10 protein-coding genes and 1 pseudogene (1 of these 11 running past the window's edge) are annotated in these 12,553 nt (G+C 67.3%); 9 read left to right on the top strand and 2 right to left on the bottom strand.

Annotated features, from left to right (window positions below; genetic code table 11):
* The 8 genes and pseudogenes from B3547_RS13415 to B3547_RS13380 all read left to right on the top strand — a co-directional run.
* Positions 1–211 (top strand): annotated as a pseudogene (locus B3547_RS13415) (TonB-dependent receptor); it begins 1,838 nt to the left of the window's first position.
* A gap of 103 nt (positions 212–314) precedes the next feature.
* Complete coding sequence (locus B3547_RS13410) at positions 315–2,210, top strand: glycoside hydrolase family 2 protein (protein ID WP_292963945.1); 1,896 nt, start codon at positions 315–317, stop codon at positions 2,208–2,210.
* Positions 2,211–3,116 carry a sugar kinase gene (locus B3547_RS13405; protein ID WP_292963944.1) on the top strand — a complete coding sequence of 302 codons (906 nt, stop codon included), beginning with the start codon at positions 2,211–2,213 and terminating at the stop codon, positions 3,114–3,116.
* A 67-nt stretch (positions 3,117–3,183) separates the two neighbouring features.
* On the top strand, positions 3,184–4,743 hold the full coding sequence (gene glpD, locus B3547_RS13400; RefSeq protein ID WP_292963943.1) for a glycerol-3-phosphate dehydrogenase: 1,560 nt from the start codon (positions 3,184–3,186) through the stop codon (positions 4,741–4,743).
* Positions 4,743–6,221, top strand: coding sequence for a glycerol kinase GlpK (gene glpK, locus B3547_RS13395; RefSeq protein ID WP_292963941.1), 1,479 nt, complete (start codon positions 4,743–4,745; stop codon positions 6,219–6,221). Before glpD ends, glpK begins: the two co-directional genes overlap by 1 nt.
* A gap of 33 nt (positions 6,222–6,254) precedes the next feature.
* Positions 6,255–7,190, top strand: coding sequence for an alpha/beta hydrolase (locus B3547_RS13390; RefSeq protein WP_292963939.1), 936 nt, complete (start codon positions 6,255–6,257; stop codon positions 7,188–7,190).
* A gap of 54 nt (positions 7,191–7,244) precedes the next feature.
* Positions 7,245–7,925, top strand: coding sequence for a DUF969 domain-containing protein (locus B3547_RS13385; RefSeq protein WP_292963937.1), 681 nt, complete (start codon positions 7,245–7,247; stop codon positions 7,923–7,925).
* Complete coding sequence (locus B3547_RS13380) at positions 7,922–8,866, top strand: DUF979 domain-containing protein (protein WP_292963935.1); 945 nt, start codon at positions 7,922–7,924, stop codon at positions 8,864–8,866. Before B3547_RS13385 ends, B3547_RS13380 begins: the two co-directional genes overlap by 4 nt.
* 5 nt (positions 8,867–8,871) lie before the next feature.
* Here B3547_RS13380 and B3547_RS13375 read toward each other — a convergent pair whose 3' ends face one another.
* Together B3547_RS13375 and B3547_RS13370 are read right to left on the bottom strand one after the other, a co-directional pair.
* Positions 8,872–10,473, bottom strand: a complete 1,602-nt coding sequence (locus B3547_RS13375; RefSeq protein ID WP_292963933.1) for a tetratricopeptide repeat-containing sulfotransferase family protein — start codon at positions 10,471–10,473, stop codon at positions 8,872–8,874.
* Positions 10,474–10,476: 3 nt separating this feature from the next.
* Entirely contained in the window at positions 10,477–11,370 is an 894-nt protein-coding gene (locus tag B3547_RS13370) for a sterol desaturase family protein (protein ID WP_292963931.1), read from the bottom strand.
* Positions 11,371–11,606: 236 nt separating this feature from the next.
* Between B3547_RS13370 and B3547_RS13365 the strand changes: the two genes are divergently transcribed.
* Positions 11,607–12,533 carry a YncE family protein gene (locus tag B3547_RS13365; RefSeq protein WP_292963929.1) on the top strand — a complete coding sequence of 309 codons (927 nt, stop codon included), beginning with the start codon at positions 11,607–11,609 and terminating at the stop codon, positions 12,531–12,533.
* Positions 12,534–12,553: the final 20 nt, after the last annotated feature.

Below are 12,553 nucleotides of genomic sequence, written 5' to 3'. Positions count from 1 at the left end.
GGCCTATTCGATCGTCAATATCGCGCTGGGGCTGCGCGCCGAGGATCGCCGCTGGGAACTGACCGGGTTCATCAACAACCTGTTCGACAAGCAGTACTACGGCTCGCTGGTCAACACCGCCAGCAACTTCGGCACGGTGCTGGCGACGCAGGCGGTGCTGCCGCGTGACTATCGCCGCTATGGCGGTGTGCGCTTCGGCGTCAATTTCTGACGATCCGGGTCCTCCGGTCGCATCGGTGGGGGCGTCCCTCAGCCCCCACCACCCCTTCCGGATCGCCCATAGACGTATCGAGCGGCAAGTGCGGGAGCAGGACATGCGGCAGGTTCGGGTAAAAGCGGGATTGATCGTGGCGGCGCTGGGATGTGCCGTGCCGGCCATGGCGCAGGAGGCTCCGGCGGTCCTCCCGCTCAACACCGTGCAGAACGGGCCGCTGCTCGTTTCGGCTGACATGCGCCAGGGCACCGATCTTTCCGGCCCGTGGCACTATTCGATCGATCCCTATCGTGCGGGGATCGCCGGTTTCCACGGCGAGATGCCCGAGCGTGGCCAGCAGCGCTATGCCGATGTCGACGTCCGCAAGGCCATGGCCGAGGACAACCGCACGCTCTACGAATTCGACATGGCGCATTCGCCCACCGCCGCGCTTCCGGGCTCGTGGCTGGCGCAGACGCCGGAGATGCGCCATTATCAGGGCCTTGTCTGGTATCAGCGCACGTTCGATGTGCCCGCGCAGCGCAAGGGGCGCACGTTCCTGCGCTTCGGCGCGGCGAATTACACCACCACGGTCTATGTCAACGGCCAGCCCGTGGGCCGGCACGAAGGCGGTTTCACCCCCTTTGCCTTCGATGTGACGAAGCTGCTGCGCGATGGCGCGAACCAGGTGACCGTGGGCGTGGATTCGCAGGCGACCGCCATCACCGTGCCACCCCCGGTGACCGATTGGGAGAACTATGGCGGTGTGACGCGCCCGATCCGCCTGATCACCACGCCCGACACTTACGTGGACGATGCGTGGGTGCGGCTGACGCGCGATGGACGGATCACGGTCAGCGCGCATCTTGATGGCCCGCAAGCCGCGAACAGCGCGGTCCGCCTGCGCATCGGCGAACTGAAGCTGGAACTCGCCGGCAAGACAGACGCGCATGGCGACTGGCGCGCCACCATGGCCGCGCCGCGCGCGCTGGTGCGCTGGTCGCCCGAAACGCCCCGGCTTTATGACGTGACGATCACGGCGGGCGAGGACACCTGGCGCGACCGCGTGGGCTTCCGCACCATCGAGACGCGCGGGGCGGACATCCTGCTCAACGGCAAGCCGGTGTTCCTGCGCGGCATCTCGGTGCACGAGGAAGAAATCGGCAGCAATCCGGCGCGGATCATCACGCCCGATGCGGCGCGGGCCTTGCTGGGCGAGGTCAAGAACGGGCTCCACGGCAATTACGTGCGGCTCGCCCACTATCCGCACAGCGAAGTGATGACACGCGTGGCCGACGAGATGGGTCTGCTCGTGTGGAGCGAGGTGCCGGTCTACTGGATGGTCGCGTGGTCGAACCCGCAGACGCTGGCCACGGCGCGCAACATGCTGGCCGAAAACATCCTGCGCGATCGCAACCGCGCCTCGGTGGCGATCTGGAGCGTCGCCAACGAAACGCCGGTGACGGACGCGCGCAACGTGTTCCTGCGCACGCTGGTCAGCGATGTGCGCCGGCTGGACGATACGCGGCTGGTCAGTGCGGCGCTGCTGGTCGATCGCGCGAAGGATGCGGCCGTGCCGACGATGACGCTGGCCGATCCGCTCGCCGATGTCCTCGATGTCATGGCGATCAACACCTACAACGGCTGGTACACCAGTGACCGGCTGGCCGACCTGCCGGGCAGCGTGTGGCACGTGCCGGCGAACAAGCCGCTGGTCTTTTCCGAATTCGGTGCCGATGCCAAGGCCGGCTTCCACGATGGCGGCGCCGGCCAGAAGTTCTCCGAGGAGTTCCAGGCGGAATATTACCGCAAGACGCTGGCCATGGCGGACAGCCTGCCCACGTTGCGCGGCATGTCTCCCTGGATTCTCAAGGATTTCCGTTCGCCCCGCCGGCAGAACCCCGATTTCCAGCAGGGCTGGAATCGCAAGGGCCTGATTTCGGAAACGGGCCAGCACAAGATGGCGTTCGACGTCCTGGCGCACTATTATCAGGCCAAAGATCAGGCAGGACGCTGAATGGCCCGGATCGTATGCGTGGGCGAAGCCATGCTCGAACTCTCGCGGCAGGGTGAGGGCTGGGCGCTGGGCTATGGTGGAGACACGCTGAACACCGCGATCCATCTGGCGCGCGCCGGGCATGACGTGGGCTATTTCACCGCGCTGGGCAGCGATCCCTTCGCGGATGACTTGCGGCATCGCTGGGCGGCGGAACGGCTCGATTGCTCGCTGGTGCTGGCGCATCCCTCGCGCCAGACGGGCCTTTACGCGATCAGCACCGACGCGCAGGGAGAACGCAGTTTCGCCTATTGGCGCGATACCAGCGCCGCGCGCGAGATGTTTGCGCTGCCCGGCGCGGCGGCGGCGCTGGAACAGATCGAACGGGCAGACCTCGTTCATTTCTCGCTGATCACGCTGGCTATCCTGCCGGCTGACGCGCGCGAGACTTTGCTGGCGCTGGCCCGCCGGGTGCGCGGGCGCGGTGGCAAAGTCTCGTTCGACGGAAACTACCGGCCCCGGTTGTGGAAAGATGCGGGGGAAGCGCGTGCCGCGCGCGACAGCGCGATCGCGGTGGCGGATATCGGCCTGCCGACGCTGGACGACGAGATCGCCATGGGGGGCGCAAGTTCTGCATCGGCGGTGTTGGCGCACTGGCAGGCAGCGGGGTGCAGCGAAACCGTGGTCAAGCTGGGCGAGGCGGGATGCCTGCTGCCCGATGCGACGGTCATTGCGCCCGACGCCGTGCTCGATCCGGTCGATACCAGCGGCGCGGGCGATGCGTTCAACGGGGGCTATCTGGCGGAGCGGATGCGCGGTGCCGATCCGCGTGCCGCCGCGCGCGCGGGCCACGCGCTTGCCGGTTGGACGATCATGCGTCCGGGCGCGATCCCGGCGGATACGTTTGCATCCCCGGTGCCCAATTGACGCGGCATTCCCGCACCATTACGCCTCCGGGCGCTCCGCGCAGCTTCCGGGAACAGGATCGCCTGAAATGACGAAAACAAGCGCATCGCCGGTCTATGACATCGTTGTCGTAGGTGGCGGCATCAACGGCGCCGGCATCGCGCGCGATGCGGCGGGGCGCGGGCTGAACGTCCTGCTGGTGGAGCGCGAGGATCTCGCGTCGCACACTTCGTCGGCCAGCACGAAGCTGATCCATGGCGGGCTGCGTTATCTCGAATATTACGAATTCCGCCTGGTGCGCGAAGCGTTGCAGGAGCGCGAACGCCTGCTGCGGATCGCCCCGCACATCATCTGGCCGTTGCGCTTCGTGCTGCCCCGGCCCAAGGGCGGCCGGCCCGGCTGGATGATCCGCATCGGGCTGTGGCTCTACGATCACATCGGCGGCAAGCAGAGTCTGCCCAAGTCCGAAGGGGTCTCGCTGCGCGATCCGCGCTGGAGCGATGGGCTCAAACCCGGCCTGACCAGCGGCTTCGCCTATTCCGATGCCTGGGTGGACGATGCGCGGATGGTCGTGCTCAACGCCATGGACGCCGCCGCGCGCGGGGCGACGATCCGGACGGGCGTGGCCATGACCGGGGCGCGGGTGGAAAACGGCCTGTGGCAGGTGGATCTGCGCGAGGAAGCCGGCGGCGTCGTGTCCACCGTGCAGGCGCGCGCCCTCGTCAACGCCGCCGGCCCGTGGGCGGGCAGCCTGCTCCACGGCATCGGTGGCGTGGCGCATGAGGGCGGTATCCGGCTGGTCAAGGGCAGCCACATCATCGTTCCGCCGCTCTACAAGGGCGATCACGCCTTCATCCTGCAGAACCCGGACGGGCGCATCGTTTTCACCATCCCCTATCAGAAGCGGTTCACGCTGGTCGGCACCACGGATGTGCTGGTGGACGAGGCCGAGCGCGCACGGCCCAGGATCAGCGCCGAGGAAACCGAATACCTCTGTCGCACGGTCAGCGAATACTTCGAGCGGCAGGTTGCGCCGGCCGACGTGGTTTCGACTTATTCGGGCGTCCGCCCGCTGTACGACGATGGCGGCGACGACGCCAAGGCGATCACGCGCGACTATGTGCTCAAGCTGGGGCGCGAGGAAGGCCCGCAACTGCTGAGCGTGTTCGGCGGCAAGCTGACGACCTATCGCCGGCTGGCGGAACACGCGCTGGAAAAGCTGGCCCCGTTCCTGCCGGCGATGGGGCCGGCATGGACGGGCGCAGAGCCGTTGCCGGGTGGTGACTTGCCCGGAGGCAACTTCGATGCCTTCCTCCAGACTGTGCGCGCGCGCTGGCCGTTCCTGCCGGCAGATACGACCGAGCGCGTGGCCCATGCCTATGGCACGCGCCTGGAGCAATGGCTGGGCGATGCGGAAGGCTGGAACGCGCTGGGCGAGGATTTCGGGGCCGGATTGACCGCTGCGGAAGTGGACTATCTGTGCGCGCACGAATGGGCGCGGACGGCGGAGGACATCCTGTGGCGGCGAACGAAGTTGGGCCTTGTCTGTCCTTCTGATACGGCGGAGCGGCTCGCGCTCTATCTGGCAAGACGCGCGGGGCACGAAACGGCCGCCGCGCCGGTGGCGGCCAGCGGGGGAGAAGGGTAATGGCCGGGCTTATCCTCGCGCTCGATCAGGGCACCACGTCCACGCGGGCGCTGGTGTTCGACGCGGATCGCCGCGTGATCGCCAGCGCGCAGCAGGAATTCCCCCAGCACTACCCGCATCCCGGCTGGGTCGAACACGATGCGGAGGACATCTGGCGCGATACGCTGGCCTGCGCGAAGCTGGCGCTGGAGCGCGGCGGACTCTCGTCGACGGACATCGCGGCGATCGGCGTTACCAACCAGCGCGAAACCACCGTGCTGTGGGACCGCAAGACGGGCAAGCCGCTGCACAACGCGATAGTCTGGCAGGACCGGCGCACCGCCGAAGTCTGCGCCGTGCTGCGCGATGCCGGCCATGAAGCGCTGGTGCAGGAACGTACCGGCCTGCTGCTCGATCCCTATTTCTCGGCCACGAAACTGGCCTGGTTGCTCGATACCGTGCCTGGCGCGCGGGCGGCGGCCGAAGCCGGCGAACTCGCGTTCGGCACGATCGACACGTTCCTGCTGTGGCGCCTGACCGAAGGGCGTTCGCACAGGACCGACGTGACCAACGCGAGCCGCACGCTGCTCTACGACATTCACCGTCAGCGCTGGTGCCCCGACTTGCTGGCGCTGTTCCGCATCCCGGCGGCGGTCCTGCCCGAAGTCTGCGACAGCGCCTCGGACTTCGGCCATACCGACCTGTTCGGCGCGCCCCTGACGATCGGCGGCATGGCGGGGGATCAGCAGGCGGCGCTGGTCGGCCAGTCCTGCTTCGCGCCGGGTCAGGCCAAGATCACCTATGGCACGGGCGGCTTCATGCTGCTCAACACCGGCGAACGGGCGGCACGCTCGCAGGCGCGGCTGCTGACGACCATTGCCTATCGCGTTGGCGGGCAGGCGCGTTATGCGATGGAAGGCTCGATCTTCGTGGCCGGCGCGGCGATCAAGTGGCTGCGCGACAAGCTGGGCATCATCGTGGAAGCGCGGCAGACGCAGGAGATGGCCGCACGGCTGCCCGATAACGGCGGCGTCTTCATGGTGCCGGCCTTCGTCGGCCTGGGCGCGCCGCATTGGCATACCGAGGCGCGCGGGATGCTGACCGGCATGACCTTCGACACTGGCGCGGCCCACATCGCGCGCGCCGCGCTGGAATCGGTGGCGTTCCAGACGGCCGATCTGGTCGCCGCGATGGAGGAGGACGGGGCGGGCAAGCTCGCCGTCCTGCGCGTCGATGGCGGCATGGCGGCGAACGACTGGTTCTGCCAGTTTCTGGCCAGTATTCTCGATATCGTGGTGGAGCGGCCGGCTAACCTCGAAACCACCGCGCTGGGCGCGGCGCTGCTGGCGGGGCACCAGTCCGGCGCCTGGCCCGATGCGCTGTCGGCCGATCCGGGGGCGGATGGTCTTGTCCGTTTCACGCCGCGGATGGCGGCCGAGGAACGGGCCGGCCTGATCGGCGGCTGGCAGATGGCCGTGCGCCGGGCCACCAGCGCCTGAGACGGACAAGCCGGACCGGAGAAGGAGACCTCGATGCGCGTTTTCCATCGCTACTGCCTGGCGCTGACGGCGCTGTTGGCCCTGCCGGGTGTCGCGCGGGCAGCGCCCGGCGACTGGGTGAAGCAGGTGCAACCCATCGCGATTCCGGCCGACGGTAAGGGCATCCCCCTGCCGGTCACGCTGCCATCGCCCAAGGGCGCGGAAACGCGCCATGAAGCCTGGGCGCAGCAGGGGCCGGGGCAGCGGCTGGTCTACAACGTCAACCGGCCGGAACTGATCGTCGTCCCTCCCGCCCCGGGTGTTGCGCCGGCAGGCGATCAACCGGCGGTGATTCTCGTTCCGGGTGGCGGCTTCGAGTTCCTGTCGATGGACAACGAAGGCTATGGCGTCGCCGAACGGCTCGGCAAGCTGGGCGTGCGCGTGTTCGTTCTCAAGTACCGCACGCTGATTCTGCCCGACAGCATCGACGGATTCCGCGACGCGCTGGCCAGCACGTTTGCCGGCAAGGGGCCGCCGATCGATATCCTGCAGGATCTGCCCTATGCGGTGGCCGATGCGCAGTCCGCCTTGCGCACGGTGCGCGCGCGAGCGCAGGAATGGCATGTCGATCCGCGCCGCGTGGGCCTGCTGGGCTTTTCGGCTGGCGCGATGACAACACTGGCCATGATGCAGGCGAATGCAACCGACGCCCGGCCCGATTTCGCGGGGCTGATCTACGGCCCGACCAAGACCGGCCCCGTCCCGCCCCATGCGCCGCCGCTGTTCGCGGCGCTGGCGATGGACGACCGTTTCTTCGGCAAGGACGATCTCGGCCTGATCGACGGCTGGCGCAAATCCGGCGCATCCGTGGAATTTCACCTCTATAGCGGCGGCGGCCACGGCTTCGCCTCGCAGCCCAACGGCACCACCAGCGATGCCTGGTTCGCGCAATACGCGTTGTGGCTGAAGGCGATGAAGATCGTGCCGTAGAATCCGCGCGGATTGTTTTTGACATAAGCGGCCCGCCAATCGGATACCACGGGCATGTGGGTATTGCTGGGCATCGCCATCATCGTCGCGGGCTTCATGCTCCGCTTCAATCCTCTGCTCGTCATCGTGGCGGCGGCGCTGGCGACGGGACTGGCAGCGGGGCTGAGCCCCGTGGCGATCGTCGCCGCCTTCGGCAAGGCATTCAACGATACGCGCTACGTCAGCGTCGTTTGGATCGTGCTGCCGGTCATCGGCATGCTCGAAGCCTATGGTCTGCGGGAGCGGGCGAGAACGCTGATTGATGGGCTGCGCGGCGCCACGGCGGGTCGCCTGCTGGCCGGATACCTGTTGCTGCGCCAGGCGACGGCGGCGATCGGATTGACCTCGGTCGCCGGCCATCCGCAGACGGTGCGGCCGCTGGTGGCCCCCATGGCGGTGGCCGCCGCCGAAGCGCAGGCGGGCGACTTGTCCGAAACGGAGCGCGAGGAAGTCAAGGCCTGGGCGGCCGCGACCGATAACGTCGGGCTGTTCTTCGGCGAGGACATCTTTCTCGCGATCGGGTCGATCCTGCTGATGAAGGGACTGCTCGAACAGTACGGCATCGTCGTCGAACCCTTCCAGCTTTCGGTCTGGGCCATCCCGACGGCGATCGCCGCCTTCGCGGTCCACGGCTTCCGCCTGTGGCTGCTGGACCGTCGCCTCGCCCGGACGAAGGGCCGGGAAACGGCTGCATGATTACGCTCCAATGGGTCTATGGCCTGGCCGGGGCGGTCTTTGCCGCGTTCGCCGTGCTGGGGCTGCGCGATGCGGGGAACCCCCGGCGGTTCCGGAATGGCGCGTTCTGGGGGCTGATGGCCGCCAGCATGTGGGGCGGCGATCGGTTCGGCGATGTCGGCAACGGGTTGCTCGTGCTGGCGCTGGTGGGCATCGGTGCGCTGGGGCTGGGACGGAGCGATGCAGGCGACGTCGCGCCGGACGCGCGCGCGGAACGGGCGGCGCGCCATGGCAACCGCCTGTTCCTGATCGCGCTCGTTATCCCGCTGACGGCCCTGGCCGGGACATTGCTGTTCAAGCAGTTGCCCACCCTGGTCGAAAGCAAGCAGGCGACGCTGATCAGCCTTGCGCTGGGCGTGCTGCTGGCACTGGCGGCCGGTGGCGCGCTGCTGCGCGCGCCTCTTGCGCTGTCCTTGCATCAGGGCCGGCGGCTGATGGACCAGGTGGGCTGGGCCGCGATCCTGCCACAGATGCTGGCCAGTCTGGGCGCCGTGTTCGCGCTGGCCGGCGTGGGCGAGGCGGTGGGCGGGATCGTCCGTCTTGGCATTCCGGCGGGCAGCCTGTTTGGCGCGGTGGTGGCCTTCGGCGTGGGGATGGCGCTGTTCACCATGGTCATGGGCAATGCCTTCGCCGCGTTCCCGGTGATGTTCGCCGCCATCGGCATGCCGCTGCTGATCACCACCTATCACGGCGATCCGGCGGTGATCAGCGCGATCGGCATGCTCGCCGGCTTCTGCGGCACGCTGATGACCCCGATGGCGGCCAATTTCAATCTGGTGCCCGCCGCGCTGCTGGAACTGCGCGACGAATATGGCGTGATCCGCCGCCAGATCGGCACCGCGCTGCCGTTGCTGGCGATCAACATCGCGTTTCTCTACTGGTTCGCGTTCGTCGCCGGATAGCCCTGTCAGTCGCAGGCGATGCCGGCCTGTTCCAGCCAGGCGCGGGCCGGGGCGAGATGCGCTTCGTAGTGGCGCCAGCGTTGCACGGAATCGGCATTCAGCGGCCGGCGCACCTGCTGCGCGCTGGGTGTCGCCACCGCGCCGCTCGCGGTGTGGAACGACAGGCACGCCTCGTCCCATGGCAGATGGCAATGATCGAGCAGGCGCCGGGTTTCGCCCTCCTGATCGGCGATCAGCGTTTCGTAGCCGAGTTCCAGCACGCGGCCGGGAAACAGATCCCGCCACAGCGCGATCAGACCGTCGAACAGGGCATAGTACCGCGCCGCGTCGACGAGGTCATACGACCAGCCGTAGTAGGGCGAGGTCGTGGCGAACAGGTTCTTGTAATTGCTCCACACCGCATCGAGTGGATGGCGGCGCAGGCAGACGATGCGGGCGTTGGGCAAGGCGCGCGCGATGTGCCCCGCGTAGAGGAAGTTGAGCGGGAACTTGTCAACGAAGATCGGCGCGTCGCCCCCGGCGTGCTGGCGCGCGCGGTCGAGATAGGCGCGGCCAAGGTCTTCGGGATGCGCCGATCGCACGCCCGCGATAGTCTCGGGATCGAGCACCATGCGCGAGGGGCTCTGCGACAGGCGCTTCAGCGCCAGCGGCATGGCCTGCAACTCGCCCGCCGATTCCACCTGCGGGTGGGCCGCCAGGATGCGGTCGACCAGTGTCGTGCCGGTGCGCGGCATACCCACCACGAAGATCGGCGCATCCGGTAGCGTGCTTTCGCCAGCGAAATAGCCGGGATCGGCGAAGGCCTTGCGCAGCGCGGCGGCGTTGCGCTCGTCGCCGTCCATGGCGAAGCCCAGTCGCTTGCGGTGCGCGGCGTTGGCGGTGGAAAGATGGCGAAAAACGTCCTCGTGCCGCCCCAGATCCTCGTATTCCTTGGCGGCGGCATAGTGGATGCGCAGGCGTTCCACTGGATCGGGCTGCTTGTCGATGGCTGTTTCCAGCCGCGCGGTGTGGTTCTGCTCCGCCTTTTGCCGGCGCAATCCGGCAAGGCCGAGATGGGCGCGCCCGTTGCCGGGATCGTGCGCCAGCATGGCCTCGTACTGTGCTTCGGCGTCGTTGATGCGGCCGAAGAAGCCGTAGCTGCTCGCCAGGTTGAAGCGGAAGGTGATGTTATCGGGCACGGCGGCTACCGCGCGTTCGAACAGCGGCACCGCCGCACCGTGATCGCCCAGCCGGGCATACGTGCAGCCGATCGTATCGAGCACCAGCGGATCGTCCGTCGGGCAGCGCGCGGCATGGTCGGCGGCGGCGCGGGCCTCGCCCTCCCGGCGCAACAGGATCAGCAGGCGGGCGCGCTGCGCGGCGTATTCCGCGTTGTTGCGCGCCAGCGAAACGGCCCGTTCCACGGCGGGCAGCGCGGCATTGATCCGCCCCGTTTCGGCCAGCGCCATGGCGAGCAGGAAATGCGCTTCGGGAAGTGCGGCATTCACGCGCAGCGCGGCATCGGCGAGTTGCGCGCAACCGGCCACGTCACCCCGGCGCAGCGCGGCGCGCGCTTGTTGCAGCGAGGCGACGGTGCGATCGGGCGCGGGCGAACGCAGCAGGCTCACCGCTTAGCCGGCGGTAGCCGGGGGATCGTTGCGCCGGGCCTTGATCGCGTCGATCACCGGGCGGAACGGGAACAGGAACTGTTCCCATATCGACAGCCGCTTGCGTTCGTCCTGCCCGACCACGTCCGCCTCGCCTTCACGGTACGTGCCGAAGACGCGATCGATCAGGATCAGCGAGTTGGCATAGTTGCAGCGGGTGTCCTCATAGGGCACCGAATGATGCAGGCTGTGGTTGCGGATCGTCGTGAAGAAGAAGGAATAGAACAGCGGTGGATCGGACCGCACGTTGGCATGGGCAAACGTGGACACCACGCCCAGAATGTTCGCGGCGCAGAAGATCGCGGTCAGCGGCAGATCGAAGAGCGCCACCACGCTCAGGCTGATCAGGAACAGCTCTATCGGATTGCCGACATATCCCTTCATCGCGTTCAGCTGGGTAATGTGGTGATGTGGCGCATGGGTGAGCCAGGCCGGATGCCAGTTGTGCATCAGCCGGTGCATCCAGTACTGGCCGAACTCGATCAGGAAGACGACAAGCGTCACCTGGAGGAGAAAGGGCATGTGCATGGCCCAGTCGGTGGTAATGCCCAGCGATTTCTTGACCGCCTTCAGCGGATCTTCCGCGAGCGTGTTGGAAACCCACGAGATCGCGGTGTAGCCCAAGACCACATAGAACGTATCGGTCAGGAATTCGCGCTTGTTCAGCCGCCAGCCGGCGTGCCGTTCGAACAGGAACTCCAGCCCCAGCACGATCGCGGTGATGACAAGACCGGCCACGATGATGGTCGCCGGATTTTTGGCCAGCGCTTCGGGAATAAAGGCCCAGAACAGCACCACGGCGACGATCATCGCCGGCGGGATGAGGTTGACCAGCGTCTGCTTGAAGTCCTTGCCCATCGTGGTCCTCGGCGGATTGCTTTCCGAATGATGCCGGCATGCTATCGATATTACCTATATCGTCAAGCGTAATATTCCGCATTTGCTAACGCGTCCCGCAACGCGTCCGATGGCAAGCGCGCCCAAAAAGGTATTACATAGCCACACTATCGTAATAACGGCGTGGACAAGCAGGTTGTTTCGGACAATGCTGCAACGCGAAAGCGCACGCGCTGTTTCCTTGAAGGAGAACCGAAATGAACAGGCTCGGGTTGGCGATGGTGGCGCTTGCCGCTCTTTGCGTGGAGGCGCCTGCGGCGCAGGCGCAGGAAGAACAGGTCATCACCGTGCCGGGCTTCGCGGATTTCCTCGCGGTGGATGGCGATACGGTGTGGGCGACCAACAAGGGCAGGGTGGAGCAGTGGGCGCGCGGCGGCAAGCGCGCGGAAGTGCCGATGACGCGCCCCTGCGGCGCCATGGCCGTGGCCGATCACACCCTGTGGGTCGCCGATTGCAAGGAAGGCGCGCTCAAGCGCATCGACACGCGCACCGCGCAGATCACTGCCACGATCCCGACCGGCATCGCCAATCCCTTCGGCGAACTGAACGTCGTGGCGGGTGCAGGCTCGATCTGGGTCGCCAGCGACGGCAAGGGCGCGGTTTCGCGCATCGATCCCGCGACCAACAGCGTGATCGCGACCATCCCGGTCGATCCCGGCACGTTCTATCTGGCCTTCGGGCTGGGATCGTTGTGGGCGGTCAGCAGCGCGCAGCAGTCCGTCCAGCGTATCGATCCCGCGACCAATGCCGTTGCCGGAAAGACCGCGCTGGGCAAGGAACCCGGGTTCCTTGCCGCCGGTGAAGGCGCGGTCTGGGTGCAGGAGCAGGGCGATGGCACCGTCGCGCGGATCGATCCCGCCACGGGCGCCGTCACCGGTCGGGTCAAGGTGGGCGATAACCTCAAGTACGGCGATATCGACACTGGCGGCGGCAAGGTGTGGCTGCGCACCACCGCCGACCAGGTGTTCGTGGTGATCGACCCGGCAACGCTGGCGATCCGCGCGCGCATGGGCAAGGCTTCGGGCAGCGGCGCGCTGCGCTACACGCGCAAGGGCGTGTGGACGACTTCGCACGACGTGCACACGCTCTCGTGGTGGACCAAGCCGGGCAAGATCGGGAATTAGCGGCGTAGCCCTCTCCCCTT

This window comes from Novosphingobium sp. UBA1939, from assembly GCF_002336885.1.
Taxonomy (GTDB): domain Bacteria; phylum Pseudomonadota; class Alphaproteobacteria; order Sphingomonadales; family Sphingomonadaceae; genus Novosphingobium.
Note: the sequence above shows the minus strand (reverse complement) of the source record. Positions and strands in the feature narration are given on the sequence as shown.

Bases quoted from the DNA above. Each gene is read 5' to 3' on its own strand.
- B3547_RS13370 (WP_292963931.1), bottom strand. From the start codon at position 11,370: ATGGGCAAGGACTTCAAGCAGACGCTGGTCAACCTCATCCCGCCGGCG.
- glpK (WP_292963941.1), top strand. From the start codon at position 4,743: ATGGCCGGGCTTATCCTCGCGCTCGATCAGGGCACCACGTCCACGCGG.
- B3547_RS13365 (WP_292963929.1), top strand. From the start codon at position 11,607: ATGAACAGGCTCGGGTTGGCGATGGTGGCGCTTGCCGCTCTTTGCGTG.
- glpD (WP_292963943.1), top strand. From the start codon at position 3,184: ATGACGAAAACAAGCGCATCGCCGGTCTATGACATCGTTGTCGTAGGT.
- B3547_RS13405 (WP_292963944.1), top strand. From the start codon at position 2,211: ATGGCCCGGATCGTATGCGTGGGCGAAGCCATGCTCGAACTCTCGCGG.
- B3547_RS13385 (WP_292963937.1), top strand. From the start codon at position 7,245: ATGTGGGTATTGCTGGGCATCGCCATCATCGTCGCGGGCTTCATGCTC.
- B3547_RS13390 (WP_292963939.1), top strand. From the start codon at position 6,255: ATGCGCGTTTTCCATCGCTACTGCCTGGCGCTGACGGCGCTGTTGGCC.
- B3547_RS13410 (WP_292963945.1), top strand. From the start codon at position 315: ATGCGGCAGGTTCGGGTAAAAGCGGGATTGATCGTGGCGGCGCTGGGA.
- B3547_RS13380 (WP_292963935.1), top strand. From the start codon at position 7,922: ATGATTACGCTCCAATGGGTCTATGGCCTGGCCGGGGCGGTCTTTGCC.